Source organism: Streptococcus sp. HMSC034B03, assembly GCF_001838575.1.
GTDB classification, from domain to species: Bacteria; Bacillota; Bacilli; order Lactobacillales; family Streptococcaceae; genus Streptococcus; species Streptococcus anginosus.
In genome coordinates this window covers 31533-58103 of sequence record NZ_KV837621.1, presented here as the reverse complement: position 1 = coordinate 58103, position 26571 = coordinate 31533, and the positions used below count along the sequence as shown (strand labels likewise).

The following is a 26571-nucleotide window of genomic DNA, read 5'->3' as shown; positions in this document are numbered from 1 at the left end:
ACATTATCATAATCTCATTCCTTTTGATTTCTATTTGTAAAATCTAAGGTTAAACCAGCTTACCAACCTGATTTTTTGCTATAATAGTATCTATGAGTAGAATTTTGGATAATGAATTGATGGGAGACGAGGAGCTCGTAGAGCGCACATTGCGTCCCCAGTATTTACAAGAATACATCGGTCAAGACAAGGTCAAAAATCAACTGAAAATTTTCATTGAGGCAGCTAAACTGCGAGATGAAGCACTAGATCACACGTTGCTTTTTGGACCTCCAGGGTTGGGAAAGACCACTATGGCTTTTGTCATCGCCAATGAGCTAGGAGTTAATCTCAAGCAAACTTCTGGTCCGGTCATCGAAAAAGCAGGCGATTTGGTGGCAATCTTGAACGATTTGGAGCCGGGAGATGTTCTCTTTATTGATGAGATTCACCGCTTGCCTATGTCTGTTGAAGAGGTGCTCTATAGCGCTATGGAGGACTTTTACATTGATATTATGATTGGCTCTGGCGAGACCAGTCGTAGTGTTCACTTGGACTTGCCACCGTTTACCTTGATTGGAGCAACGACCCGAGCTGGTATGTTGTCCAATCCTTTACGGGCTCGTTTTGGCATTACTGGTCACATGGAATATTATGCAGAAGCAGATTTGACCGAGATTGTGGAGCGAACGGCAGAAATCTTTGAAATGGACATCACTCATGAAGCAGCTGAAGAATTAGCACTGCGTAGCCGAGGCACGCCTCGGATTGCCAATCGACTTCTTAAACGCGTACGAGATTTTGCTCAGATTATGGGTGACGGGCTGATTGATGACCAAATTACTGATCAAGCGCTGACGATGCTGGATGTGGATCAAGAAGGCTTAGATTATGTGGATCAGAAGATTCTCAAGACCATGATTGAGGTTTATGGCGGCGGGCCAGTTGGTCTGGGGACTCTGTCTGTCAATATCGCAGAAGAGCAGGAAACGGTAGAAGACATGTATGAGCCTTATTTGATCCAGAAAGGATTTGTTATGCGAACTCGAACAGGGCGCGTGGCAACTCGTAAAGCTTACGAGCATTTGGGTTATGAATATTTGGAGAAATAACATGCTGTCCGAAAAAGAGATTTTACATGCGTTTTCATCAGACCGAGATATGATGACTATCTTACAGATTATCTATGACTTGCAATTGAAAAACAGCTGGCTTTGTGCTGGTTCGGTGCGAAATTTCATCTGGAATATCCTGTCGGACAAGCCCGGCTTTGATACAGAGACGGATGTGGATGTGATTTTCTTTGACCCAGATGTTTCTTATGAGGAAACACTCAACATTGAAAATCGGCTCAAGCGAGAATTTCCACATTACCATTGGGAAGTCAAGAATCAAGTCTATATGCATATCCACAGTCCAAATACCCAATCTTATATTAGCTCGCAAGATGCCATGAGTAAATATCCAGAGCGCTGTACAGCTGTGGGTTTACGTTTGTTGGATAATAGACAGCTGGAACTCTTTGCGCCTTATGGCTTAGACGACATTCTCCATTTTCGTGTTCAGCCGACTCCGCATTTCCTAGAAGATGCAGATAGGAGACAGCTCTATAATATGAGAATGCAGAAAAAAGATTGGCAGAAGAAGTGGAACAATCTTCAAATTGAATTTCTTTAAAATTTCTCAAAAATAGTAAAATCTTTAAGAAAAATTTAAGTCAGAATCGGTATACTATAATTACAAGTTGAGAAGAACTTAACTTGAACTCCTAAAAACTTTTCTTTTTCATAATAATCTCCCTATAAGAGTCGCCCAATCGGCGGCTTTTTTGAGATTTATAAAGAATTGAAAAAATCTCAAGGGTTAAAATCCCTATTTTTATAGATTTTGTTATAATAGTAAAGAGGTCTATGCTATGAAAAAAATTGTGTTTGTTTGCCTGGGAAATATCTGTCGCAGTCCAATGGCAGAATTTGTGATGAAAGATTTGACAGATGAAGTTTATGTTGAAAGTCGTGCGACTTCGGATTGGGAACATGGGAATCCAATTCACTCTGGAACGCAGGCAATTTTCAGGAAATATGCCATTCCTTATGATAAAGGTAAGACCTCGCAGCAAATATCAATACAGGACTTTGAACGTTTTGATTATATTATCGGAATGGACCAATCCAATCTTCAGGATTTAAAGAAAATGGCGCCAAAGCAATATGCTAGTAAAATTTTCCAATTTGAAGAGAAAAGTGTGCCAGATCCGTGGTACACAGGAGATTTTGATGAAACCTATCAGCTTGTATTGGAAGGTTGTCAAAAGTGGCTGGAGCAGATGAAGAACGAAGATTAAGTAAAAAATGGATACACTAAAAGCATTTTACGAAAAATATAAAATTTATCTTACAAGGCATAATTTAGAGTTGCTAACAGTAACAGTTATTGTCATATCAGCGATTGTTGCCTTTACATCAGGGATTCCAAGTCAAGGGGCATTGACGTTGGATAAAGGAGCAATCAAGTACAATGGTAGCCTTGTTCGTGGGAAAATGAGTGGACAAGGAACCTTGACTTTTAAAAATGGCGATGTCTATAAAGGGCATTTTAAAAATGGAATGTTTAATGGGCAAGGAACCTTTACAGCTAAAGCTGGCTGGAAGTACGAAGGCAACTTTGTGAATGGACAGCCTGAGGGGCAAGGTAAATTAACAACAGAAAATAATGTTGTCTACAAGGGAAAGTTTAAACAGGGGATTTATCAAAATGCGCATTAAATGGTTTTCATTAGTGAGGATTACAGGGTTACTCCTAGTTCTGCTCTATCATTTCTTCCAGAAAGCTTTTCCTGGCGGGTTTATTGGTGTGGATATTTTCTTCACTTTCTCAGGCTTTTTGATTACGTCTCTTTTAATTGATGAATTTGCCAGAGACAAAGACATTGATGTTAAAGGATTCTTGAGACGTCGCTTTTATCGGATTGTGCCACCGCTTGTCTTTATGATTTTGATTGTCATGCCCTTTACCCTGTTGATTCGGAAGGATTTTGTGGCTGGTATTGGGACGCAAATCGCTGCTGCACTCGGCTTTGTGACAAATTTTTATGAAATTTTGTCTGGTGGAAATTACGAGAGTCAATTTATCCAACATCTCTTTGTGCACACATGGAGCTTGGCGTTGGAAATGCACTACTATATTTTATGGGGCTTAGCAACATGGTATTTAGCTAAGAAAAGTAAAACCATTGGGCAATTTCGAGGGATTATCTTTCTTTTATCATCTGCTTTATTCTTGATTAGTTTTCTCTCTATGTTTGTCAGAAGCTTCTTCTCTTCAAACTTTTCTGTGATTTACTTTTCAAGTTTCACGCATATCTTCCCGTTTTTTGCAGGAAGTATTTTAGCGACACTTTCGGGTGTGAGTGATTTGGGAGCACCTTTTCGTAAAATGGAGCAGGCGCTTGATTTGAAAAATACCTTTTATCTACTTGGTGGTAGTTTTGCAGCTTTGCTGTTATTAACATTCCTCCTGAGATTTGATAATTTATTGACTTATCTGTTTGGTTTCCTTTTGGCAACGGTATTTTCAGTCGTGATGATTTTGGCAACGCGTGTGCTTCATGAGAAGACACCGCATGTTGATGAGCCGCCCGTTATCACATTTATTGCAGATACGAGCTATGGCGTGTATTTGTTCCATTGGCCGTTTTACATCATCTTTTCCCAATTGATGGGCAATGGATGGGCAGTTCTATTGACCACCGTGCTTTCCTTTGCTTTGGCGGCTTTCTCTTTCTATCTGTTAGAGCCGACATTAGCGGGTAGAGAGCCAAGAGTATTTGGCTTGAAGATGGACATTAAGCAAATCACAACGCCTGTATTTTATAGTTTGATTCCATTAATACTGGTTTCTTTTGTCATTATCGTGACTGCTCCGAAAATTGGTGCTTTTGAGGAAAATTTGCTCGTCAATGGGTTAAATCAAGCTGACAGTAAAATGCAGATTACTCGTACCCAAGCTGATAATGTGAGTGCCAGTCAATACAACGTAGCAAAGGGTACGACAGTTATCGGAGATTCGGTAGCTTTGCGAGCAAGTGAATGGCTCAAGCAGGCTATGCCGGAAATTCAAGTGGATGCAGCAGTCAGTCGAAACTTAGAATCGGGCTTGCAAGTCTATCAAACTGATATTTCAAACAAAGTACTTCTGGAGACAGTGGTCTTAGCTTTAGGAACTAATACGGTTGATAACTACGAAAGTTTGCTCAATCAATTTATTGAGAAATTACCAAAAGGACATCGTTTGGTTTTAGTGACGCCGTATGATGGTCGGACAGCACATAACGCTTCTAGCTTGGCAGTCAAAACACGTCAGTATGAATTGGAATTGGCGAAAAAATACGATTATGTCTTTGTGGCAGATTGGTATCAAACAGCTATTGAACATCCTGAAATTTGGTACGGCACAGACTATGTGCATTTTGGCTCAGAAACAACAACGATTACCAAAGGCGGAGAACTCTATGCTCAAACAGTCAAACAAACGATTGATGAAGCAACGAAAAAAGGAACCGTTAAGAAATAATAAAGAAAGTAGAAGTCATGGATTGCATTGCGATTCATGACCTTTTTGTACTATCAAAAGACAGTACAGAGCAAATACGCAGCAAAAAGAGCTTTTTTACACAATTTTTTCGCCCATAAAACCTTGGCTCAAGTATGTGAAATATATAATTTTAAGTTTTAAACTTCACAAACAATGTTTTTAAATATAATAGAAAACTCATGTTTTGAAATAAATTCACAATATAAAAGAAAAAGTTTGTGAAGTTTGCATGAAACTGTTTACAAGAGAAAAAAAATAAGGTATAATAATCTTGTGAAAAATTTAACAAAGGGTTTATAAAAATCCTAAAAACCATTGGAGGAACACATGGCTGATAAAAAAACATTAACTCCCGAAGAAAAAAAGTTAGCTGCTGAAAAGCATGTTGACGAACTCGTTCAAAAAGGGCTAGTTGCTCTGGAAGAAATGAGAAAATTAAATCAAGAACAAGTAGACTACATTGTTGCAAAAGCTTCAGTTGCTGCTCTTGATGCACATGGTATCTTAGCAGAACATGCTGTTAAAGAAACAGGTCGCGGCGTCTTTGAAGACAAAGCAACAAAAAACCTTTTTGCCTGCGAACATGTTGTTAACAATATGCGTGGTGTTAAAACTGTTGGTGTGATTGAAGATGATCCTATTACAGGTTTAACGAAAATTGCTGAACCGGTCGGAGTAATCTGCGGAATCACTCCAACGACCAACCCAACTTCAACAGCGATTTTTAAATCATTGATTTCGTTGAAAACGCGTAATCCAATTATCTTTGCTTTCCACCCATCTGCTCAAGAATCTTCTGCTCATGCGGCACAAATCGTACGTGATGCAGCGATTGCAGCAGGTGCACCTGAAAACTGTGTTCAATGGATTACACAGCCATCTATGGAAGCAACAACAGCTTTGATGAACCACGAAGGGATTGCAACAATCCTTGCGACTGGTGGGAACGCCATGGTAAAAGCTGCTTATTCATGCGGCAAACCTGCTCTTGGAGTTGGTGCTGGTAACGTTCCAGCTTACGTTGAAAAATCAGCAAATATCCGCCAAGCAGCACATGATATCGTGATGTCCAAATCATTTGATAATGGTATGGTCTGTGCATCTGAGCAAGCCGTGATCATTGATAAAGAAATCTATGATGAATTTGTAGAAGAATTCAAATCTTACCATACTTACTTTGTCAACAAGAAAGAAAAAGCGCTTTTGGAAGAATTCTGTTTTGGTGCAAAAGCTAACAGCAAGAACTGCGCTGGTGCAAAATTGAACCCAAATATTGTTGGTAAACCAGCTACGTGGATTGCTGAGCAAGCAGGATTCAAAGTACCAGAAGGTACGAATATCTTGGCCGCTGAATGTGCAGAAGTTGGAATTAAAGAACCATTGACTCGTGAAAAATTATCACCTGTTATTGCAGTTTTGAAAGCTGAAGATACTGAAGATGGACTTAAAAAAGCTCGTCAAATGGTTGAATTTAATGGTCTAGGACACTCAGCTGCTATCCATACAAAAGATGAAGCTCTTGCAAAACGTTTCGGTACGGAAATAAAGGCAATGCGTATTATCTGGAACTCTCCATCTACTTTTGGTGGTATCGGTGATGTATACAACGCCTTCATTCCATCATTAACACTTGGATGTGGTTCATACGGACACAACTCAGTTGGTGATAACGTATCAGCTATCAACCTTCTTAACATCAAGAAAGTAGGAAAACGTAGAAATAATATGCAATGGTTTAAAGTTCCTTCAAAAATCTACTTCGAACGTAACTCAATCCAATACCTTCAAACTTGCGAAGGTATCGAACGTGTCATGATTGTTACCGATAAATCAATTGAAAAACTCGGTTTTGTACAACGTGTGATTGACCAATTGAATCTTCGTAAAAACAAAGTCACGATTCAAGTCTTCTCAGATGTTGAACCAGATCCAGATATCACAACAGTTCGTCGTGGTGTTGAAGTAATGCGCTCGTTTGAACCAGATACTATCATTGCCCTTGGTGGTGGCTCACCAATGGATGCGGCTAAAGGTATGTGGATGTTCTATGAACAGCCAGACGTTGACTTCGGTGACCTCGTTCAAAAATTCATGGATATCCGCAAACGTGCCTTCAAATTCCCATCACTTGGTAAGAAAGCACAGTATATTGGTATTCCAACAACATCTGGTACAGGTTCAGAAGTAACACCGTTTGCAGTTATCTCTGACAAGGCAAACAACCGGAAATACCCAATCACTGACTACGCTTTGACACCAACCATTGCAATTGTTGACCCTGCTTTGGTAGAATCTGTTCCAGCATTTATTGCTGCTGACACAGGTATGGATGTCTTGACACACGCAACTGAAGCTTATACTTCTAACTTTGCCAATGACTATACAGATGGTATTGCTCTTCAAACCATCAAGTTAGTCTTCAAATACTTGGAAAAATCTGTAAAAACGGCTGACCCAGAAGCCCGTGAAAAGATGCATAATGCCTCTACAATGGCTGGTATGGCCTTTGCAAATGCCTTCCTTGGAATGAGTCACTCAATGGCGCATAAGATTGGTGCTGTTCACCACACCATTCACGGACGTACAAATGCTATTTTACTTCCTTATGTTATCCGTTACAATGGAACTCGTCCATCTAAAACTACAACATGGCCTAAGTACAACTACTGGAAAGCTGATGAAAAATTCCAAGATATTGCTCGTATGCTAGGTCTTCCTTGCTCAACACCAGAAGAAGCGGTTGAAGCGTATGCCAAAGCTGTTTATGACCTTGGTGTAGCGGTTGGTATCAAGATGAACTTTAAAGATCAAGGTATTGATGAAAAAACTTGGAAAGATAGCTTACATGATATTGCCGTTCTTGCTTATGAAGATCAATGTTCACCAGCAAATCCACGCTTGCCAATAGTTACTGACATGGAAGAAATTATGGCTGATGCCTACTATGGCTATGCAGAACGTCCAGGACGTCGTAAATAGACAGTAAAGTTTGTTCTAATTTGAATCGTTCGTCATTGTACAGACAATGTATTCAGATTTTTAGACATAAAACAGTTTATCAGTCACCATCTCCCTGCTTTTGTAGGGAGATTTTTCTATTTGGAGAGAGTGTCCTTTCTCTTGCTTGATATTGTATGCGTTTTCCTGTAAACTAGTTGTGAAAAAAGGAGGGCGGTCATGTTTCAATTGTTGGTATTTGATATGGACGATGTCATTGTGGATACAGAAAATCTTATACTTCTCTTTGCCCTAAAATATCAGAATAGACTGATAAGTTTTGAATCTGTAAATTTGATACTAAAATAATGAAAAGTTGATGTTGCAAAAAGCATTATGAGTGTTATAATATAGTCGTGTAAGCGGTTTCTAAAATAGATGATATTTATAAAAAATAAGGAGGAAATATAATGTCAGTATTTTATGTTCCATCAGTTAATCTTATTGGTTGTGGTGTGATTAATGAAATAGGTGGTCATATCAAAGAGTTGGGGTATAAGAAAGCTCTCTTGGTGACAGACCATTATATTGCAAGTAGTGACATTTTACCTAAGGTAACTGCACCACTTGATAAGGAAGGCATTGAGTATGTCGTTTTTAGTGATGTTGAGCCAAATCCAACTGTTAAAAATGTTGAAGATGGTTTAGCTGTTTTGCGAGATAATAATTGTGATTTTATTATTTCACTTGGTGGTGGTTCGCCGCAAGATGCTGCAAGTAGTATTTCAATTCTTGCAACGAATGGTGGGCGTCCGCAAGATTACGAAGGTGTTCACAAATCAAAGGAAAAAGGCTTGCCGGTTGTAGCAATCAATACGACAGCAGGAACATCAGCTGAAATCACGATTAACTATGTTATTACTGATGAAGAGCGTAAAGTGAAAATGGTTATGGTTGATAAGAATAGCCTTGCACTCCTGTCAGTAAATGATCCAGAATTGATGATTTCAAAACCAAAAGCTTTGACGGCTGCAACAGGTATGGATGCCCTTACACATGCGGTTGAAGCTTTGGTAACACCAGGTGCATACAATGTAACGAAAAAATTATCTATTGGTGCAATTGAGTTAATTAAAGAATTTTTGCCACGTGCTGTTGAAAATGGCCATGACATTGAAGCACGCGAAGCGATGGTTAATGCGATTTTCCTAGGTGGTATGGCCTTTAATAATGCTGGGCTAGGTTATGTACATTCTATGGCTCATCAACTTGGAGCAGTTTACAATCTTCCTCACGGTGTTTGTTGTGCCATGCTTTTACCGGTTGTAGAGCGTGAAAATGCAAAACGTGTGCCAGAAGCATTCCGAAATGTTGCAAAAGCTCTTGGTCTCCATACGGAAGGCAAAAGTGATAAAGAATGCGCTGATTATGCCATTTCTGAAATTGAAAAATTATCAGCAATTGTGGGCATTCCGAAAAAATTGACAGAACTGGACATTAAAGAAGAATTTGACTTTGAATACCTTTCTAAAAATGCACTCATTGATGCTTGTGCACCAGGAAATCCATTTATGCCAACCTTAGAAGAAACGATTGCTCTTTACAAAGAATTGTTTTAAGTGCTGATTTGTCATAAAAATAAGCTACCGATGAAATTTTCGGTAGCTTATTTACGTTCATTTTTGGGAATGTCCAAAATAGGTACGACATTTGTCATAAAAGTAAGTTTTATTTGAAAATCCAACACTTTGTGCTACCTCGTAAATTGGCATACGTGTAGATAGGAGAAGATGTTTAGACGGACGCCAGGACAATACCGAAAAGAACACCAGCACTGAGAAATTTTATTCAAAAGCAACTCTGGATGATGCTCCTGAAAAAAGCATTCACCCTTGCTAATTCTATTATAGGGTCTCCATTCTGGAAAATTCTTGGGGGAAAGCTTGTGATGATGTGGTAGATAGCGCTCGCAGAGATGTAGTCTTTTGCGTGCCTCAGAGGCAATGTGCGATAATGATAGTATCATGTTAAAATGATTATCTCTCTGAAACTACTTTCAAGATTTAAGAGAAAAGTGAGTATTATCAGAAATTAGAACCAAAATCTCAGATATTGTTGAAAGCGCTTTAAAAAATAGTTATAATAACATCGTGAGATTGAAGGCGCTTTAAAAATCGATCTACAATAGCAAAGGAGAAGGCTGTCTATGGCACAAATGACAAAAGACGAGCTGATTGCCAAAATAAAAGATGGCATCATTGTTTCCTGTCAAGCCTTGCCACACGAACCGCTATATACTGAAGCAGGTGGGGTTATTCCCCTTTTGGTAAAAGCGGCTGAACAAGGAGGAGCTGTTGGCATTCGAGCTAATAGTGTTCGGGATATTAAGGAAATTAAAGAGGTTACTTCGCTGCCAATCATCGGCATTATCAAGCGAGATTATCCACCTCAAGAGCCGTTTATTACCGCAACGATGCGAGAAATTGATGAACTAGCAGCTCTGGATATTGAAGTAATTGCTTTTGATTGTACAAATCGGGAACGTTTTGACGGTTTAAAGATTGCGGATTTTATCAAGCAAGTGAAGGAAAAATATCCTCATCAATTGCTCATGGCAGATGTGAGCACCTTTGAAGAGGGTGTGGCTGCAGCAGAAGCAGGTGTGGACTTTGTAGGTACAACTTTGTCAGGGTACACCTCTTATAGTCTGCAATGCGAGGGACCGGATTTTGAATTAGTAAAAAATTTATGTGATGCAGGTTTGGATGTCATCGCGGAAGGAAAAATCCATTATCCGAGTGAAGCCAAAACGATTCATGACTTAGGTGTTAGAGGAATTGTAGTAGGTGGTGCCATTACGCGTCCAAAAGAAATTACAGAGCGTTTTGTTGCAGCAGTAAGTGAAAAGTAGGAACAACTCTATCCGTATAGAAGGATAAAACAAAAGGAGAAACAATATGAGGATGAAGAAAATACTTTGTTCGTTAGTTGCAGGAGCTGCTATTTTATCGTTAGCAGCATGTGGAAATTCAGGTGGTTCAAACAAGTCGGCTGATTCAGGTAATTCTTCTGGTAAGACAGAGATTACTTGGTGGGCTTTCCCAGTCTTCACGCAAGAAAAAGCAAACGATGGTGTTGGAACTTATGAAAAAGAAATTATTAAAGCATTTGAAAAAGCCAATCCAGATATTAAAGTGAAACTAGAAACAATTGATTTCAAATCTGGTCCAGAAAAAATCACAACGGCGATTGAAGCAGGAACAGCACCAGATGTCCTCTTTGACGCACCGGGCCGGATTATTCAATATGGTAAAAATGGTAAATTGGCAGAATTGAACGATCTCTTTACAAATGATTTTGTCAAAGATGTCAATAACAATCAAATCATTCAGGCCAGCAAAGCTGGTGACAAAGCCTATATGTATCCAATTAGCTCTGCGCCATTTTACATGGCATTGAACAAGAAAATGCTGAAAGAAGCTGGTGTGTTAGACCTTGTTAAAGAGGGCTGGACAACTGCTGACTTTGAAAAAGTATTAAAAGCATTGAAAGCTAAAGGGTATACTCCTGGCTCACTCTTCAGTAATGGTCAAGGTGGTGACCAAGGTACACGTGCTTTCATTTCAAATCTTTATGGTGGTTCTGTAACAGATGATAAGGTGACAAAATATACAACGGACAGTCCAAACTTTGTCAAAGGTTTGAACAAAGCAGTGAGCTGGATTAAAGATGGTTTGATGACAAATGGCTCTCAATTCGATGGTGGGGCAGATATTCAAAACTTTGCGAATGGTCAAACGTCTTATACCGTTTTATGGGCACCTTCACAAAATGGTATCCAAGCAAAATTGCTGAAGGCAAGTGGCGTTGAAGTTGTTGAAGTACCATTCCCGTCAGACAATGGCAAACCAGCTTTGGAATACCTTGTAAATGGCTTTGGCATCTTTAACAATAAAGACAAAAAGAAAGTGGAAGCTGCTAAAAAGTTTGTCAAATTTATTGCGGATGATAAAAAGTGGGGGCCAAAAAATGTTGTTCGTACAGGTGCCTTCCCAGTCCGTTCCTCATTTGGAAAATTGTATAATGACAAACGGATGGAAACAATCAGCACTTGGACAAAATATTATTCACCATATTACAACACGATTGATGGATTTGCAGAAATGAGAACGCTCTGGTTCCCAATGTTGCAATCTGTTTCAAATGGCGATGAAAAAGTTGAATCTGCTTTGAAGACCTTTACAGAAAAAGCAAATGAAACCATTAAAAAAAGTAAAAAATAAATAATGTAACGATTTCCCTTTTTCTGTTGTTGGTTTCATAAAATAGGAAAAGGGAATTTTTTATCAAAAAGAGGAGGTCAGTATCTCCTCTAGCTAAATGAGGTGTTGAATGTGAAAGTGAATAAAATAAGAATGAGAGAAACCTTGGTATCCTATGCCTTTTTAGCACCAGTTCTATTATTCTTTATTGTCTTTGTATTAGCGCCGATGGTGATGGGATTTGTAACGAGTTTCTTTAATTATTCTATGACTTCCTTTTCATTCGTTGGATTGGATAATTACTCACGAATGTTTAAAGATCCAGTCTTTATTAAATCTCTCATTAATACAGTGATTATCGTTATTGGTTCGGTACCAATTGTTGTGTTGTTCTCTTTGTTTGTAGCGTCACAAACCTATAGTCAGAATGCGATTGCGCGCTCTTTCTACCGATTCGTCTTCTTCCTGCCGGTGGTAACAGGGAGTGTAGCTGTAACGGTTGTATGGAAATGGATTTACGACCCACTGTCAGGGATTTTGAATTTCGTCCTGAAGTCGGGTCATGTCATCAATCAGAATATTTCTTGGCTGGGTGATAAGCATTGGGCGTTGATGGCGATTATTGTGATTTTGCTGACAACTTCTGTCGGACAGCCTATTATTCTCTATATTGCTGCTATGGGAAATATTGACAATTCATTGGTGGAAGCTGCGCGTGTTGATGGAGCGACAGAGCTGCAAGTTTTCTGGAAGATTAAATGGCCAAGTCTTTTGCCAACAACTCTGTATATTGCAATCATTACAACAATCAATTCCTTCCAATGTTTTGCCTTGATTCAGCTGTTGACATCCGGAGGGCCAAACTATTCAACCAGTACATTGATGTATTACCTGTATGAAAAAGCCTTCAAGTTATCTGAATATGGTTATGCTAATACCATGGGAGTATTTTTAGCTGTCATGATTGCTTTGATTAGCTTTGCCCAATTCAAGATTCTTGGAAATGACGTCGAATATTAAAGAAAGGAGAGACAAGATGAAACAGAAAAAAATGAGTGCCTTTACGGTAATTTCAACGATTATTCTCTTGGTGTTGACCGTTCTCTTTGTTTTTCCTTTCTATTGGATTTTGACAGGAGCTTTCAAATCGCAGCCAGATACGATTGTCATTCCACCTCAATGGTGGCCTAAGATGCCAACATTAGAAAATTTCCAACAGCTGATGGTGCAAAACCCAGCCCTGCAATGGATGTGGAATAGTGTGTTTATCTCGCTAGCGACCATGTTTTTGGTCTGCATTACTTCTGCCTTAGCGGGTTATGTTCTGGCTAAAAAACGTTTCTATGGGCAGCGGATTCTTTTTGCAACTTTTATCGCTGCTATGGCTCTGCCTAAACAAGTAGTACTGGTTCCTTTGGTCCGTATTGTCAACTTTATGGGAATTCATGATACACTAGCTGCAGTTATTTTGCCTCTTGTCGGTTGGCCTTTTGGGGTTTTCCTCATGAAGCAATTTAGTGAAAATATCCCAACGGAATTGTTGGAATCTGCTAAGATTGATGGCTGTGGTGAAATTCGGACTTTTTGGAATGTAGCTTTTCCAATTGTAAAACCAGGTTTTGCTGCCCTTGCCATTTTTACCTTTATCAACACATGGAATGATTACTTTATGCAATTGGTCATGCTGACATCGCGGCAGAATCTAACGATTTCACTTGGAGTGGCAACGATGCAAGCTGAAATGGCAACGAATTATGGTTTGATTATGGCTGGTGCTGCGATGGCAGCTGTTCCGATTGTAACCGTCTTTCTTGTCTTCCAAAAATCCTTCACACAAGGTATTACCATGGGAGCTGTGAAAGGATAAGGAGGGAGAACGAATGATTTTCGATGAATTGGAAAATCTCGCCCATTACAAAGGTATCCATAATCATTTAGATTGTGCCATTGATTATCTCCTAACTCACGATTTAAGCAATTATGAATTAGGACGGTATGAGATTAATGGAGACAAAGTTTTCTTCTTTGTGCAGGAAAATGAGCTTAATCAAGAAGAGAATGATGAATTTGAATTTCATCATCGTTATTTGGATTTGCATTTTCTCTTGGAAGGGCGAGAAATAATCCAGTATGGCTATGAGCAAACGGAACTTCGCAACGTTTATGATGCAGAGAAAGATATTGGTTTTAACACTTGCAACCAAGTCTATCCGCTAGTTTTGGATCATCGGAATTTTGTGGCGTTTTTACCAGAAGAAGCTCATCACCCAAATGGTTTTGCTGGCAAGGGGTTGACGGTCAAGAAATGCGTGGTAAAAGTGCTATTTGACTAACTAGAAAAATAAAGGAGATTGAGCATGGAGAACAAAAGCTCTCAGTTAGTGAAATCTATTTTTAATACGGATAATTTATTCATGAGAATTTGTGAAAAAATTCTTGATTTAGTGACAGTCAATCTTCTTTTTCTGCTGTCTTGTCTACCATTTGTTACGATTGGTATTGCCAAAATTAGCTTGTATGAAACTTTGTTTGAAATCAAGGGTGCGCGTCGCGTAAAAGTCACAGCGATGTACATGCAAGCATTTAGAAAAAATTGGAAAGTCGGTTTCAAACTTGGTTTGCTAGAACTGCTACTTGTAGGAATCAGTCTATTTGACCTCGTGCTTTTTTGGAAGCAGGAAACAATGCTGTTTCAAATGTTAAAAGCAACTTGTATCGGTGTCATCATTTTTACTAGTTTGCTGTTTTTATGCATCTATCCTTTGGCAGCTAAGTTTGAAATGACGGTAAAAGATCTATTACAAACGGGACTGATCATGGTGAGTTTGCATTTCCCGTGGTTCTTTTTGATGATAGCCTTATTAGCTGTAATTGTCTTTTTCCTCTCTAGTTCAGGATTTGTATTGCTACTGGGCTTTACTCTTTTTGTATTAGTTGGCTTTGCAGCCTTAGGATTTTTGCAATTGCCTATTATGGAAACTATTTTTAATAAATATAAACGATAAAACCAATTAACTTGGAGAATAAAATATGAGAGATTTAAAAAAATATGAAGGGGTCATTCCGGCCTTCTATGCTTGCTATGATGATCAAGGCGAAATTAGTCCAGAGCGCGTGCGAGCTTTGGTAGAATATTTTCTCGTCAAAGGAGTTCAAGGATTGTATGTCAATGGTTCATCTGGTGAATGTATCTACCAAAGTGTTGCTGATAGAAAATTGATTTTAGAAGAAGTAATGGCAGTGGCAAAAGGGAAATTAACTATTATTGCTCACGTCGCTTGCAACAACACCAAGGATAGTATGGAGTTAGCGCGCCATGCAGAAAGCTTGGGAGTGGACGCTATTGCGACCATACCACCGATTTATTTTCGTTTGCCAGAATACTCGATTGCTCAATATTGGAACGATATTAGCGCAGCTGCCCCACATACAGACTTTGTGATCTACAATATTCCGCAGTTGGCAGGTGTAGCTCTGACGCCAAGTTTATATACAGAAATGCTCAAAAATGAACGTGTGATTGGCGTGAAGAATTCTTCCATGCCTGTCCAAGACATTCAAACCTTTGCAGCACTTGGCGGGGAAGACCACCTCGTCTTTAATGGGCCAGATGAGCAATTTTTAGGTGGTCGCCTGATGGGAGCAAGAGCAGGTATCGGCGGAACATATGGGGTTATGCCAGAACTTTTCTTAAAGCTCAACCAATTGATTGCCGACAAAGAATTGGAGAGAGCAAAAGAATTACAATTTACCATCAACACTATTATCGGAAAATTAACTGCTGCTCATGGAAATATGTATTCTGTCATTAAGGAAGTCTTGAAAATCAATGAAAATCTAAACGTTGGTTCTGTTCGTGCTCCGTTAACACCAGTGACAGGCACAGATCGTCCGATTGTAGAAGAAGCAGCTCGCTTGATTCGTGCAGCTAAGGAAACGTTCTTGTAATAAAAAAGAGGTGGATTATGGGGAAATATATTGCCATTGATATTGGTGGAACAAATATCAAATATGGTCTGATTGATGATACTGACACCTTGCTGGAAGCGCATGAAATCCCAACAGAGGCTCATAAGGGCGGTCCAGAAATTTTGCGCAAGGTAAAGGGAATTGTAGCACGTTATTTAGAACAAATTCCAGTTGCTGGGGTTTGTATCTCCTCGGCTGGAATGGTCGATCCAGATAAAGGAGAAATCTTTTATGCTGGTCCTCAGATTCCGAACTATGCAGGTACTCAGTTCAAGAAAGTGGTAGAAGAAACATTTGCCGTTCCTTGTGAGATTGAAAACGATGTCAATTGTGCTGGCTTAGCGGAAGTCATGTCCGGGAGCGGAAAGGGAGCGAACATTGCGATTTGTTTGACGATTGGGACGGGTATTGGTGGCTGTTTGCTGGTGGATGGTCAGGTTTTTCACGGCTTTAGTAATTCAGCCTGTGAAGTCGGTTATGTGTATCTATCAGATGGTGCATTCCAAGATGTGGCTTCAACGACGGCCTTGGTCAATCATGTAGCAGAACTTCACGACGAAGAACCTACTATGTGGAATGGACGGCGCATTTTCAAGGAAGCAACAGAAGGAAATGCACGCTGTATCCAAGGTATTGACCGTATGGTCAACTATCTGGGACAAGGGATTGCTAATATCTGTTATGTGGTTAATCCAGAAGTGGTGATTTTAGGTGGCGGCATTATGGAGCAAGAGGCCGTTCTTCGTCCTCGAATTGAGGCTGCTATGAAAGCCTGCTTGGTACCAAGTATCGCTAAAAAAACCAAGCTCGCTTTCGCTTACTATCAAAATACAGCAGGAATGTTTGGTGCCTATTATCATTTTAAAAATAAACAACAATAGATAAAAAGAGCAAGCGAGGTTCTCAGGAAAATCTGAACTCAACTTGCTCTTTTGTTATTTATGTCGTTGGTAGTAACCATTTAATTTTTTATTTTCCCAATAGCTGTTGAAGATTTTTTCTTTTTTCTCCCGATCAATTTCAAGGAAAAAAGCATAGAGTAAGTCAATCACCAGCAACATAGAAAATTGAGCTGAGATGCGCAAAATATACTCTGGTTTGCTTTGAATGGCAACAGGAATGATTTCCGTAAATTGTTGGTCAACTTTGTCTGATTGGCCTGTTACCAATACAGTTTTAGCTCCCATTGCTTTGGCATCCATCAGACTATTGATGATAGATTGGGTTTGTCCTGATAAAGAGAAACCAATCACCAAGCAATTTTTGTCTAAAATACTGGTCGTCCAAGCAAAGCCGTCTTGATCTGTCAAAGCTTCGCAGATGACCCCAAGCCGCATGAAGCGCAGTTTCATATCACGAGCTACCAACCCTGAACTACCAATACCAAAAAAATACACTCGATCCGCTTCTTCGATAAACTGCACCACACGCAACAGTTTTTCTTCATCAATCAATTCCTCTGTCTGTTGTCGAATTTGAGTATAATTTCGCAAAACTCTACGGGACACATCGTGTTGTAAGTGGTTGGTTTCTTCTACATTATTTCGCAATTGATGAATATATTGAAAATTAAACTCTCTGTAACCTTTAAATCCACATTTTTTTGCAAAGCGAGTAAGTGCCGCCTGGGAGATGTAAAGAGTTTGCGCAACTTTTTGCGAAGAAAGGTCGTCGTAGATACTAGAAGGATTTAAAAAGTAGTTTGCAATCCGCTTTTCTAAGTCGGTCATGCTGTCAAAATGGCTTTCGATTCTCGCCATAATATGTCGCGTATTTTTCATAGATGTACTCTCTTTACTTGTAGTGATATAGAACAAATGTTTTGAAAAACCTATTTGTATTATAACATAGTTTTACAAAATAAGACGCTGGGTAGCTTGATAAATAGCACACGGTGAAATGATTTCAATTAAGCGCAGAAAAGGAATAAAACTCTGTGACGAATGGTTTGAAAATGTGTTATAATTTACACAAGTAAACGTTACAGCCATTGTATGATACAAAGGAGGTGCAAGATATGACGAACGCTACTCTTGAGCAAATGCAAGAAATTGAGCGAGCAGCAGATGAAGTGCTAGCTGGTTATCAACATCAGATTCGGGAGTTGCAAGACCAAGCAGCTAGGGATTTGAAGCAGCTAGGGCGAGCCTATGATGAAGAAAAACAACAGTTGCTTATTGAGTTAAAGGAACAATCTGAAAAAGAGATTGCTAGCTTGACACAAGACTTGGAAAAAACGAAACAAGAGAACGAAGAAAAAGTCCAAGCAGCTTTGTCAAATAAAAAAGAGGCGTTACTGCAAATGATTGTAGACAGGGTGGTAGAAAAATATGGCAATTAGTCAAATGCAGGAGTTGTCGTTGCTGTTGCCAAAAGAATTGTTGGATGAAATTCTTTCCTATCTGCAAGATCTCCAATCGGTCGAAATTCAGGATTTACAAGCAAAAGAGACCTGGAAAGGTGCTTTTGAGAAAGAGTTAGTGTGGAATCCTGATACATCTTTTTCGGAACATCTTCAAGCTTTGACTCAGCGGCAGGAAAAACTCGCACGTATGATTGAAAACCTGCAAGCATTTGTTCCTAAGAAAAAAATGCTGGAATCATTGAAGGAAGCTCCGTTGGAAACAAGCTTTGTCAGTTTAGAACAGGTGGGGCAAGCGCGTGACGAAGAAGCGTTTCTTGTGGCGATTCAGCAACAATTTCAAGTGTTGGCAAGAGCACAAGAAGTCAAAGAAACGGCTCAGTCGGAAGTAGCGGAGTTGGAGAAATGGGCAAGTTTAGACGTTACTCCAGTAGCACTTAAGCAATTTAAACATCTTCGTGCGTTTGTGGGAACCATTCCAACCAGTGGAAACAATCAGTTCAATATTCGATTGCAGGATTATCCCAATCTGGAAGTTCGAGAGGTTTTTACTAGCAGTACAGAAAAAGGAATCCTTGTGTTATGCAAAGCAGAAATTGCTAAGGAAACCCAAGCAGTTTTGACAGAACTTGGTTTCAAGCTGTTTGAATATGCTTTTGAGGAATTACCAAAGGAGCGTTTGGTAGCATTACAAGCGACGATAAAAGAGCAAGAAGCACTCATAACTTCAACAAAAATACAATTGGCGTCTTCAAATGAAGAATTAAAACAACTCAAGTGTCAGTTGGATTATGTATTGAATTTAACTTCTCGTCAAGAAAGCAAGGAAGCTCTTGCTAGTACACAGAATTTAGTTGCCTTAGAGGGCTGGATTGAGCAGGAGCAGATAGAAGATTTGAGAATGGGACTCACGCAGCAATTTGGTGGTGCTGTCTTGCTTCAAATCCATGAAATGACGGCAGCTGATCGACAGCGCGTGCCGACAAAACTCAAAAACAATGCGCTGATTGAGCCGTTTGAGTTGGTAACGGAAATGTATTCGCTGCCGAAGTACGAAGACAAAGATCCAACACCCGTTGTGTCGCTGTTTTATTTTATCTTTTTTGGTATGATGGCAGCTGATATTGGTTATGGTTTGTTGCTCTTTGGTGGAACAAGTTGGGCTTTGAAGGCTCTACATATCAAGCCAAATCTGGCTAAGAATTTACGCTTTTTTAGAATTTTAGGAGTCGGCGTTGCATTCTGGGGAGTCATCTACGGTTCATTCTTTGGTTTCAAATTGCCTTTTGCGGTTGTTGATACTAGTACGGATGTGATCACCATTCTGATTATGTCGGTCGTGATTGGGTTTATTACAGTCATGACAGGGCTTTATCTCAGTGGTACAAAGAATATTCGCATGAAAGACTATGCGGAAGCCTATAATTCAGGATTTGCTTGGATGCTGATTCTCGTCGGGCTGGCCTTATTAGCAGCGGGCCGATTATTCCCATCGCTTGCTATTGCTGGTTTGATCGGACAATGGCTTGCTATTATAAATGCTGTGGGTATTGTACTCGTTTCTATTATCAGCGCTAAGAGTTTGAAAGGATTGGGGCCTGCATTGTTTAATTTATACAATATCAGCAGTTATGTGGGCGATTTGGTGAGTTTCACGAGACTTATGGCTTTGGGTCTTGCAGGTGCGAGCATTGGTTCAGCCTTTAACTTAATTGTTAGTCTCTTTCCTCCTTTTGCTCGCTTCAGTATTGGTATTGTGCTATTTATCGCCCTTCACAGTATCAATATGTTCCTCTCCTTTTTATCAGGCTATGTACATGGAGCACGTTTAATTTTTGTTGAATTTTTTGGAAAATTCTACGATGGTGGTGGAAAAGCCTTTAAACCTTTGAAACCAGCAGGGAAATATGTTCGCTACAAAAAGTAGTTCAGCGAAATTGTTTTAATTGCTCAGATAGAATTTTATATCATTGACAATTAGAACAATCAAACAAATAGTATTTACTATTAGAAATGGAGTTTATTTATGCAAGCTTTTTCATCTTATTTTTCAACTTATGGCGGTGCCTTTTTCGCAGCACTCGGTGTGGTTTTTGCGATTTTTCTCAGCGGTATCGGTTCTGCGCGGAATGTCGGCTCGACCGGTCAGGCTGCGGCAGCCCTATTAAAAGAGCAACCTGAGAAATTCGTCAGCGCCTTGATTTTGCAGCTTTTGCCAGGTACGCAAGGCTTGTACGGTTTTGTTATTGGGATTTTGATTTTCTTTAAAATCCAGCCTGAAATGGCTCTTCAGACAGGTCTAGCTCTCTTTTTTGCCGCACTTCCAATCGGAATTGTTGGTTATTATTCTGCTAAATACCAAGGAAATGTAGCAACCGCTGGCATGCAGATTTTGGCAAAACGTCCTGAAGACGTAATGAAAGGAGTAATCCTTGCTGCCATGGTCGAAACCTATGCTATCCTTGCCTTTGTTGTGTCTCTTTTAATGGTTTTGAATGTAAAATGAAAATGAGACAGTTTTTAGGGTCTTGAACCATCTGATTTCATAGAAGGAGGCAGATATGGAATTTGAATCTCATTTGAGGGATTCGGTTTTAGAGCAGGCGCATGAAAATGGGCGACAGTTAGTAGCTAATGCCCAAGAAACCCTTGATCGCGAAACTAAAGAACAAAAAGTACGGCTGAAACAAGAAAAAATGCAACAACGTGAGCAAGAAGTAAAAGTGCTAAAACGTCAAGTACAGCGTGAAGTGCAGCAACTTGAAAATGAAAAACGCCAGTCTACTTTGGCGACCAAGCAAGGGATTTTGAAAGAATTATTTGCAGGGGCTTATGAGCAAATGGCGGCTTGGTCGGTCAAACAGGAACAGGCTTTTTTGGAGCAGATCTTAAAAAAGTATCCTCAAGAAGAGCTGGTTTTGACATTTGGTTCACGAACATTTGGTAAATATTCAGCCGTTCAATTAGAACAATTGTTAGAGCGTTATCCGCAAGTGAAATTAGCTTCTTCACCTGTGAGTGGAGAAGCGGGTTTTCTCCTTTCGCAAGGCAACATTGACGATAACTACCTCTACCGCAATTTGGTGGATTCTTTGTGGCAGGAGGAGAGTTATCAGCTTGCTCAGACGATTTTCCAAGATGAAGCAGACTAAGGAGGCGTTCTATGAATGAAAAGACCTTCGCTCAAGTGAATACAGAAATTAGTATTCATGAGAGTAGTTTCTTAAGTCCTGCGCAATATGAGCAGTTGTTGCGAGCTTCAACTTCTGAAAGTCGCTCAGCAGCTTTGGAAGGGACAGCATATAATCCGAATCATGAACAACTAACTGACTTAAATACGATTGAGAGATTTCTCATGAAGCATTTGTTTGCAGAGTATACATGGGCTTTTGAAGTCAGTCCAACATCTGCTTTGGTGGAGTTTTTCACGCTTAAATATACCTATCACAATCTTAAAGTGTTGCTTAAGCACAAGGCAACAGGCTTAAATTTAAAGCATCTGTTGATTCCTGTCGGGTCATATTCGTTAGACATGCTGGAGCAGCTGATTACAACCTTTTCTGCGGAATACTGTCCCAAATTGATGGTGGATGAAATAGCAGCAACTTGGGCAGAATATCAGGATTACCAAGATGTGCGTGTTCTAGAAATCGGAATGGATCTAGCTTATTTCGCGCACTTAAAAAGGTTGGAATCTGAATTTGAAGATGAGCGGCTTAAGCAGTTGGTGCGGTTGACGATTGATTTTTATAATGCAACAACGGTGCAGCGTGCCATTCGTCACCAAAAACCGCACAGTTTCATGACACAGTTGTTATCAGATGAAGGCTCTTTGACGAGTGCAGAGTGGATTGAGTTGGCTGAAAAAGGCGATCTTGCTAGCTGGTTTTCCAAAGTCAATCCACTAGAATTTGACGCGGAATTACGTACTTATGAAGAAAAAATGCGTTCGGGTAAACTGACAAATCTTGAACTGGAGTATCTAGCAGACTTGGTTCAGTTTAAGCTCTTAGAGCAAGGGCGATTCGAAACAAGTGGTTCGCTTCCGCTCGCTCGCTATTTATTGGGAAAAGAGCTAGAAGTGAAAAATCTTCGACTTATTTTGACCGGTTTGACAAATCAGCTTCCAGTAGAAATCATTAAAGAAAGGATGAGACCGATTTATGGCCAGTAAAACTTATAAAATTGGTGTGGTAGGAAATCGTGATGCCATTCTGCCTTTTCGCCTGATTGGTTTTCAGACTTTTCCAGTCACCGAAGCGACCGATGTGGTGAATACTTTACGACGACTGAGCCGAGAAGATTTTGCTATTATTTATTTGACAGAGGATGTGGCTGCAGAAATCCCTGAAACATTGGCTTACTATGATAAGCAAGTGCTGCCGGCGATTATCTTAATCCCGACTCATAAAGGAGTAACAGGATTAGGACAGAGACGTATTCGCGAGAACGTAGAAAAAGCAGTTGGACAGGATATATTGTGAGGTTTTTATGAAAATAAATGAATTAGGCCAGCTTATTGGAGATACCTTGCCGAATTTCAAGCCGGGAGATTTGCCCAATCTGGAGCGACTAGAAGGACAATATGTTATCGTTGAATGCCTGTCCAAGGACAAACATGGGGCGGATTTGTATGAAGTCTATGGTCCGGATTCTCCTGCTGACATGTGGACTTATCTCTTTCAAAATCCTGTTCAAAGTCAGGAAGAATGGTCGGCCTTGCTAGATCAGATGTTGGCAGCTCAGGATCGTTTTTACTATGCCATTGTAGACAAGGAGAGTGGCAAGGCATTGGGCACTTTTGCTCTAATGAGAATCAATCGTGGTAGCCGTGTCATTGAGGTAGGGTCTGTGACCTATTCGCCCCAATTGAAACGAACCAGACTGGCGACAGAAGCCCAATATCTGTTGGCACGCTACGTTTTTGAGGAGCTGGAGTATCGCCGCTACGAGTGGAAATGCGATGCACTCAATCAACCTTCAAGATACGCAGCAGAAAGGCTTGGTTTTATCTACGAAGGCACTTTTCGTCAGGCAGTTGTTTATAAAGGGCGTAACCGAGACACTGACTGGCTAGCCATGATTGACAAGGACTGGCCAGCGGTCAAAATTCGTTTAGAAAAATGGCTAAGCCCAGATAATTTCGATGAAAATGGGCAACAAATAAAAGCCTTGTCTGATTTTTAAAATAAGAAGTATCAATTTTTGCTGTAGAGATAACTAAGAAAGATTTCAAGCTCACGGCAAGGATAGAAAATAAGCAAAAATCTCCCAAGAATGGAGGAAGATTGTGAGTCAAGGAAAGATTATAAAAGTTTCTGGTCCTTTGGTAGTTGCCTCTGGGATGCAGGAAGCGAATATTCAGGATATTTGTCGTGTGGGCAATTTGGGCTTGATTGGGGAAATCATCGAGATGCGTCGAGATGAGGCCTCCATTCAAGTATATGAAGAAACCTCTGGGCTTGGACCAGGAGAGCCGGTGGAAACGACGGGGAGTCCGTTGTCGGTCGAATTGGGACCGGGGTTGATTTCGCAAATGTTTGACGGAATTCAGCGACCTTTGGCACGCTTTCAAACGGTGACGCAGAGTGATTTCCTGGTGCGCGGAGTGCAGTTGCCTCATCTGAATCGAGAGACCAAGTGGGACTTTGTGCCTTGTCTGGAGATTGGAACAGAGGTGACCGCTGGTGATATTCTGGGAACGGTTCAAGAAACCACATTAGTAGCTCACCGCATTCTAGTGCCGATTGGTGTCAGCGGTCGTGTGACTAAGATAGAAGCGGGGAGCTATACTGTCGAACAGCCTGTCTATGAGATTGAACAGGCAGACGGCTCCGTCTTTGTCGGCAGTCTTATGCAGAAGTGGCCGGTTCGCCGAGGTCGTCCATTTGATCAAAAGCTGATTCCAGAAGAGCCTTTGGTGACGGGGCAACGAGTGATTGATACCTTTTTCCCTGTGACTAAGGGCGGGGCGGCTGCCGTTCCAGGACCTTTCGGGGCGGGCAAGACCGTTGTTCAGCATCAGGTCGCTAAGTTTGCCAATGTGGATATCGTGATTTATGTGGGTTGCGGTGAGCGGGGCAATGAAATGACCGATGTGCTCAATGAATTTCCAGAGCTAATTGATCCAACGACTGGTCAGTCTATCATGCAGCGAACTGTTCTGATTGCCAATACGTCTAATATGCCAGTTGCAGCGCGTGAGGCTTCTATCTATACAGGGATTACGATTGCTGAATATTTCCGAGATATGGGCTATTCTGTGGCTATCATGGCAGATTCAACATCTCGTTGGGCAGAAGCTCTGCGGGAAATGTCAGGGCGTTTGGAAGAAATGCCGGGCGACGAAGGCTATCCTGCCTATCTGGGTAGCCGGATTGCTGAATATTACGAACGAGCTGGTCGGGTTAAAACCTTAGGGAGTGACGAGCGTGAGGGAAGCATTACCGCAATCGGTGCCGTTTCCCCTCCGGGTGGAGATATCTCGGAGCCAGTCACGCAAAATACCCTGCGGATTGTCAAAGTTTTCTGGGGCTTAGACGCTCAGTTGGCACAACGTCGCCATTTCCCTGCGATTAACTGGCTGAGCTCTTACTCGCTTTATCTAGACGAGGTAGGGCAGTACATCAATCAGCATGAGCAGTCGGCTTGGTCGGAAAAAGTGACCAAGGCGATGAACATTCTCCAAAAAGAGAGTGAGCTACAGGAAATCGTGCGGCTGGTCGGTCTGGACTCTTTGTCTGAAAAGGATCGTCTCACCATGAATACAGCTAAAATGATTCGTGAGGATTACCTGCAGCAGAATGCTTTTGATGAGGTTGACACCTACACTTCCTTTAAAAAACAAGTAGCTCTGCTCACTAATATTTTAACATTTGATGAGGAAGCCAATCGTGCCTTGAATTTAGGTGCCTACTTTACCGAAATCATGAACGGTACTGTGGAGCTGCGAGATCGAATTGCTCGCTCTAAATTTATCCCAGAAGAGCAGCTGGATGCAATTTGTAATTTGGATGCTGCTATTCGAGAAAACTTGCATGAGATTCTTGCACAAGGAGGAACGGACAATGAACGTGATTAAAGAATACCGTACCGTCAGTGAAGTTGTTGGTCCTTTGATGATTGTGGAGCAAGTCGAAGGTGTGCATTTTAATGAGCTGGTGGAAATCCAGCTCCATGACGGAACCAAGCGTCAGGGACAGGTCTTGGAAGTGCAAGAAGACAAGGCAATGGTGCAGCTGTTTGAAGGCTCCAGCGGTATTAATCTAGAAAAAGCCAAGGTTCGTTTTACCGGTCGACCGCTTGAATTGCCAGTGTCAGAAGATATGGTAGGACGAATTTTCAACGGTATGGGCAAGCCTATTGACGGTGGACCAGATATTTTGCCGGAAAAATACTTGGATATTGACGGTCAAGCCATCAATCCAGTCGCGCGAGATTATCCCGATGAGTTTATCCAGACTGGGATTTCAGCCATTGATCACCTCAATACCTTAGTTCGAGGACAAAAATTGCCAGTTTTCTCTGGTTCAGGTCTGCCTCACAAGGAATTGGCTGCCCAGATTGCTCGTCAAGCTACGGTGCTCAATTCAGAAGAAAATTTTGCAGTAGTCTTTGCGGCTATGGGGATTACCTTTGAAGAAGCCGAGTTTTTCATGAATGACTTGCGAGAAACGGGAGCTATTGACCGCTCTATCCTCTTTATCAATCTAGCCAATGATCCTGCTATTGAGCGGATTGCGACACCGCGGATTGCCCTGACTGCTGCTGAATATTTGGCTTATGAAAAAGACATGCATGTTCTCGTCATCATGACAGATATGACCAACTACTGCGAGGCCTTGCGCGAAGTATCCGCAGCTCGTCGAGAAGTGCCGGGACGTCGAGGTTATCCGGGCTATCTCTATACCAATCTTTCCACCCTTTATGAACGGGCGGGGCGCTTGGTGGGGAAGAAAGGCTCGGTGACGCAGATTCCTATTCTCACCATGCCTGAGGATGACATCACTCATCCCATTCCTGATTTGACGGGTTACATCACCGAAGGTCAGATTATCCTGTCGCGTGACCTTTACAACAGCGGTTATCGTCCGCCGATTAACGTACTGCCGTCTCTTTCGCGCCTCAAAGACAAGGGTTCTGGCGAAGGAAAGACTCGGGGAGATCATGCAGCAACCATGAATCAGCTCTTTGCGGCTTATGCACAAGGCAAACAAGCCAAAGAATTAGCGGTTGTACTGGGAGAATCCGCGCTATCTGACACAGACAAGCTCTATGTTCAATTTACCGATCGATTTGAAAAAGAATATATCAATCAAGGTTTTTATACCAATCGGACGATTGAAGAAAGTTTGGATTTAGGCTGGGAATTGTTGTCTATCTTGCCACGGACAGAACTTAAACGGATCAAGGACGACATGATTGATCAATATTTGCCAGAAAGCAAGCAGCAAGCCTAGGGAGGTGATC

25 protein-coding genes are annotated in these 26571 nt (G+C 40.8%); 24 read left to right on the top strand and 1 reads right to left on the bottom strand.

Going from position 1 to position 26571, the window contains the following annotated elements; genetic code table 11:
- Nucleotides 1-92 precede the first annotated feature (92 nt).
- From ruvB to HMPREF2634_RS01710, 15 genes are all read left to right on the top strand, one after another.
- Entirely contained in the window at nucleotides 93-1091 is a 999-nt protein-coding gene (gene ruvB, locus HMPREF2634_RS01780) for a Holliday junction branch migration DNA helicase RuvB (protein WP_021001168.1), read from the top strand.
- A gap of 1 nt (nucleotide 1092) precedes the next feature.
- Nucleotides 1093-1656, top strand: coding sequence for a nucleotidyltransferase family protein (locus HMPREF2634_RS01775; RefSeq protein WP_021001169.1), 564 nt, complete (start codon nucleotides 1093-1095; stop codon nucleotides 1654-1656).
- A 238-nt stretch (nucleotides 1657-1894) separates the two neighbouring features.
- Nucleotides 1895-2323: a low molecular weight protein-tyrosine-phosphatase gene (locus HMPREF2634_RS01770; protein WP_003027217.1), complete on the top strand. Its 429-nt coding sequence runs from the start codon at nucleotides 1895-1897 to the stop codon at nucleotides 2321-2323.
- 7 nt (nucleotides 2324-2330) lie between these two features.
- Nucleotides 2331-2744 carry an MORN repeat-containing protein gene (locus HMPREF2634_RS01765; protein WP_003027219.1) on the top strand — a complete coding sequence of 138 codons (414 nt, stop codon included), beginning with the start codon at nucleotides 2331-2333 and terminating at the stop codon, nucleotides 2742-2744.
- Complete coding sequence (locus HMPREF2634_RS01760) at nucleotides 2734-4551, top strand: acyltransferase family protein (RefSeq protein WP_021001170.1); 1818 nt, start codon at nucleotides 2734-2736, stop codon at nucleotides 4549-4551. Before HMPREF2634_RS01765 ends, HMPREF2634_RS01760 begins: the two co-directional genes overlap by 11 nt.
- A 348-nt stretch (nucleotides 4552-4899) precedes the next feature.
- Nucleotides 4900-7551, top strand: coding sequence for a bifunctional acetaldehyde-CoA/alcohol dehydrogenase (adhE, locus tag HMPREF2634_RS01755; RefSeq protein WP_021001171.1), 2652 nt, complete (start codon nucleotides 4900-4902; stop codon nucleotides 7549-7551).
- Nucleotides 7552-7979: 428 nt separating this feature from the next.
- Nucleotides 7980-9128: an iron-containing alcohol dehydrogenase gene (locus HMPREF2634_RS01750; protein ID WP_021001172.1), complete on the top strand. Its 1149-nt coding sequence runs from the start codon at nucleotides 7980-7982 to the stop codon at nucleotides 9126-9128.
- 587 nt (nucleotides 9129-9715) lie between these two features.
- Entirely contained in the window at nucleotides 9716-10420 is a 705-nt protein-coding gene (locus HMPREF2634_RS01745; RefSeq protein ID WP_021001173.1) for an N-acetylmannosamine-6-phosphate 2-epimerase, read from the top strand.
- A 46-nt stretch (nucleotides 10421-10466) separates the two neighbouring features.
- Nucleotides 10467-11792: an ABC transporter substrate-binding protein gene (locus HMPREF2634_RS01740; RefSeq protein ID WP_021001174.1), complete on the top strand. Its 1326-nt coding sequence runs from the start codon at nucleotides 10467-10469 to the stop codon at nucleotides 11790-11792.
- Between the two features lie 111 nt (nucleotides 11793-11903).
- The gene (locus HMPREF2634_RS01735; protein WP_021001175.1) at nucleotides 11904-12791 is read left to right on the top strand and encodes a carbohydrate ABC transporter permease; all 888 of its coding nucleotides are present in this window, start codon (nucleotides 11904-11906) and stop codon (nucleotides 12789-12791) included.
- 16 nt (nucleotides 12792-12807) lie between these two features.
- Nucleotides 12808-13638 (top strand): carbohydrate ABC transporter permease, encoded by an 831-nt coding sequence (locus HMPREF2634_RS01730; RefSeq protein ID WP_020997532.1) that lies wholly within the window; start codon nucleotides 12808-12810, stop codon nucleotides 13636-13638.
- Nucleotides 13639-13651: 13 nt separating this feature from the next.
- Nucleotides 13652-14104: a NanQ anomerase/TabA/YiaL family protein gene (locus tag HMPREF2634_RS01725; protein WP_003071168.1), complete on the top strand. Its 453-nt coding sequence runs from the start codon at nucleotides 13652-13654 to the stop codon at nucleotides 14102-14104.
- Nucleotides 14105-14128: 24 nt separating this feature from the next.
- A complete protein-coding gene (locus HMPREF2634_RS01720) occupies nucleotides 14129-14776 on the top strand; it encodes a DUF624 domain-containing protein (RefSeq protein WP_003027233.1) in 648 nt (215 codons plus the stop codon).
- A gap of 25 nt (nucleotides 14777-14801) precedes the next feature.
- A complete protein-coding gene (locus HMPREF2634_RS01715) occupies nucleotides 14802-15719 on the top strand; it encodes a dihydrodipicolinate synthase family protein (protein WP_003027236.1) in 918 nt (305 codons plus the stop codon).
- A 17-nt stretch (nucleotides 15720-15736) separates the two neighbouring features.
- Nucleotides 15737-16621 carry an ROK family protein gene (locus tag HMPREF2634_RS01710; RefSeq protein WP_003027238.1) on the top strand — a complete coding sequence of 295 codons (885 nt, stop codon included), beginning with the start codon at nucleotides 15737-15739 and terminating at the stop codon, nucleotides 16619-16621.
- 54 nt (nucleotides 16622-16675) lie between these two features.
- On the opposite strand, the gene HMPREF2634_RS01705 is transcribed toward HMPREF2634_RS01710, so the two are convergent.
- Nucleotides 16676-17521 (bottom strand): MurR/RpiR family transcriptional regulator, encoded by an 846-nt coding sequence (locus HMPREF2634_RS01705; protein ID WP_041783974.1) that lies wholly within the window; start codon nucleotides 17519-17521, stop codon nucleotides 16676-16678.
- A gap of 236 nt (nucleotides 17522-17757) precedes the next feature.
- On the opposite strand from HMPREF2634_RS01705, the gene HMPREF2634_RS01700 reads away from it, so the two are divergent.
- The 9 genes from HMPREF2634_RS01700 to HMPREF2634_RS01660 all read left to right on the top strand — a co-directional run bounded on the left by HMPREF2634_RS01700 (nucleotide 17758) and on the right by HMPREF2634_RS01660 (nucleotide 26561).
- Nucleotides 17758-18081 (top strand): hypothetical protein, encoded by a 324-nt coding sequence (locus tag HMPREF2634_RS01700; protein WP_003027241.1) that lies wholly within the window; start codon nucleotides 17758-17760, stop codon nucleotides 18079-18081.
- Nucleotides 18071-20029, top strand: coding sequence for a V-type ATP synthase subunit I (locus tag HMPREF2634_RS01695; protein ID WP_057489503.1), 1959 nt, complete (start codon nucleotides 18071-18073; stop codon nucleotides 20027-20029). Before HMPREF2634_RS01700 ends, HMPREF2634_RS01695 begins: the two co-directional genes overlap by 11 nt.
- Before the next feature lie 99 nt (nucleotides 20030-20128).
- Nucleotides 20129-20608 carry a V-type ATP synthase subunit K gene (locus HMPREF2634_RS01690; RefSeq protein ID WP_003027244.1) on the top strand — a complete coding sequence of 160 codons (480 nt, stop codon included), beginning with the start codon at nucleotides 20129-20131 and terminating at the stop codon, nucleotides 20606-20608.
- Nucleotides 20609-20663: 55 nt separating this feature from the next.
- The gene (locus HMPREF2634_RS01685) at nucleotides 20664-21254 is read left to right on the top strand and encodes a hypothetical protein (protein ID WP_021001178.1); all 591 of its coding nucleotides are present in this window, start codon (nucleotides 20664-20666) and stop codon (nucleotides 21252-21254) included.
- Between the two features lie 11 nt (nucleotides 21255-21265).
- Nucleotides 21266-22276: a V-type ATPase subunit gene (locus HMPREF2634_RS01680; RefSeq protein ID WP_070836137.1), complete on the top strand. Its 1011-nt coding sequence runs from the start codon at nucleotides 21266-21268 to the stop codon at nucleotides 22274-22276.
- Entirely contained in the window at nucleotides 22266-22586 is a 321-nt protein-coding gene (locus HMPREF2634_RS01675) for a V-type ATP synthase subunit F (RefSeq protein ID WP_021001180.1), read from the top strand. Before HMPREF2634_RS01680 ends, HMPREF2634_RS01675 begins: the two co-directional genes overlap by 11 nt.
- A 7-nt stretch (nucleotides 22587-22593) precedes the next feature.
- Complete coding sequence (locus tag HMPREF2634_RS01670) at nucleotides 22594-23289, top strand: GNAT family N-acetyltransferase (RefSeq protein WP_049517229.1); 696 nt, start codon at nucleotides 22594-22596, stop codon at nucleotides 23287-23289.
- 103 nt (nucleotides 23290-23392) lie between these two features.
- The gene (locus tag HMPREF2634_RS01665; protein ID WP_021001182.1) at nucleotides 23393-25183 is read left to right on the top strand and encodes a V-type ATP synthase subunit A; all 1791 of its coding nucleotides are present in this window, start codon (nucleotides 23393-23395) and stop codon (nucleotides 25181-25183) included.
- Nucleotides 25170-26561, top strand: coding sequence for a V-type ATP synthase subunit B (locus HMPREF2634_RS01660; protein WP_003027260.1), 1392 nt, complete (start codon nucleotides 25170-25172; stop codon nucleotides 26559-26561). Before HMPREF2634_RS01665 ends, HMPREF2634_RS01660 begins: the two co-directional genes overlap by 14 nt.
- Nucleotides 26562-26571 lie beyond the last annotated feature (10 nt).

Excerpts from the sequence above, each read along its gene's own strand:
- HMPREF2634_RS01670 (WP_049517229.1), top strand. The coding sequence starts at position 22,594 with ATGAAAATAAATGAATTAGGCCAGCTTATTGGAGATACCTTGCCGAAT.
- HMPREF2634_RS01765 (WP_003027219.1), top strand. The coding sequence starts at position 2,331 with ATGGATACACTAAAAGCATTTTACGAAAAATATAAAATTTATCTTACA.
- HMPREF2634_RS01700 (WP_003027241.1), top strand. The coding sequence starts at position 17,758 with ATGACGAACGCTACTCTTGAGCAAATGCAAGAAATTGAGCGAGCAGCA.
- HMPREF2634_RS01740 (WP_021001174.1), top strand. The coding sequence starts at position 10,467 with ATGAGGATGAAGAAAATACTTTGTTCGTTAGTTGCAGGAGCTGCTATT.
- HMPREF2634_RS01770 (WP_003027217.1), top strand. The coding sequence starts at position 1,895 with ATGAAAAAAATTGTGTTTGTTTGCCTGGGAAATATCTGTCGCAGTCCA.
- HMPREF2634_RS01760 (WP_021001170.1), top strand. The coding sequence starts at position 2,734 with ATGCGCATTAAATGGTTTTCATTAGTGAGGATTACAGGGTTACTCCTA.
- HMPREF2634_RS01690 (WP_003027244.1), top strand. The coding sequence starts at position 20,129 with ATGCAAGCTTTTTCATCTTATTTTTCAACTTATGGCGGTGCCTTTTTC.
- HMPREF2634_RS01715 (WP_003027236.1), top strand. The coding sequence starts at position 14,802 with ATGAGAGATTTAAAAAAATATGAAGGGGTCATTCCGGCCTTCTATGCT.
- HMPREF2634_RS01680 (WP_070836137.1), top strand. The coding sequence starts at position 21,266 with ATGAATGAAAAGACCTTCGCTCAAGTGAATACAGAAATTAGTATTCAT.
- HMPREF2634_RS01725 (WP_003071168.1), top strand. The coding sequence starts at position 13,652 with ATGATTTTCGATGAATTGGAAAATCTCGCCCATTACAAAGGTATCCAT.
- ruvB (WP_021001168.1), top strand. The coding sequence starts at position 93 with ATGAGTAGAATTTTGGATAATGAATTGATGGGAGACGAGGAGCTCGTA.
- adhE (WP_021001171.1), top strand. The coding sequence starts at position 4,900 with ATGGCTGATAAAAAAACATTAACTCCCGAAGAAAAAAAGTTAGCTGCT.
- HMPREF2634_RS01720 (WP_003027233.1), top strand. The coding sequence starts at position 14,129 with ATGGAGAACAAAAGCTCTCAGTTAGTGAAATCTATTTTTAATACGGAT.
- HMPREF2634_RS01705 (WP_041783974.1), bottom strand. The coding sequence starts at position 17,521 with ATGAAAAATACGCGACATATTATGGCGAGAATCGAAAGCCATTTTGAC.
- HMPREF2634_RS01695 (WP_057489503.1), top strand. The coding sequence starts at position 18,071 with ATGGCAATTAGTCAAATGCAGGAGTTGTCGTTGCTGTTGCCAAAAGAA.
- HMPREF2634_RS01685 (WP_021001178.1), top strand. The coding sequence starts at position 20,664 with ATGGAATTTGAATCTCATTTGAGGGATTCGGTTTTAGAGCAGGCGCAT.
- HMPREF2634_RS01730 (WP_020997532.1), top strand. The coding sequence starts at position 12,808 with ATGAAACAGAAAAAAATGAGTGCCTTTACGGTAATTTCAACGATTATT.
- HMPREF2634_RS01660 (WP_003027260.1), top strand. The coding sequence starts at position 25,170 with ATGAACGTGATTAAAGAATACCGTACCGTCAGTGAAGTTGTTGGTCCT.
- HMPREF2634_RS01745 (WP_021001173.1), top strand. The coding sequence starts at position 9,716 with ATGGCACAAATGACAAAAGACGAGCTGATTGCCAAAATAAAAGATGGC.
- HMPREF2634_RS01710 (WP_003027238.1), top strand. The coding sequence starts at position 15,737 with ATGGGGAAATATATTGCCATTGATATTGGTGGAACAAATATCAAATAT.
- HMPREF2634_RS01750 (WP_021001172.1), top strand. The coding sequence starts at position 7,980 with ATGTCAGTATTTTATGTTCCATCAGTTAATCTTATTGGTTGTGGTGTG.
- HMPREF2634_RS01775 (WP_021001169.1), top strand. The coding sequence starts at position 1,093 with ATGCTGTCCGAAAAAGAGATTTTACATGCGTTTTCATCAGACCGAGAT.
- HMPREF2634_RS01675 (WP_021001180.1), top strand. The coding sequence starts at position 22,266 with ATGGCCAGTAAAACTTATAAAATTGGTGTGGTAGGAAATCGTGATGCC.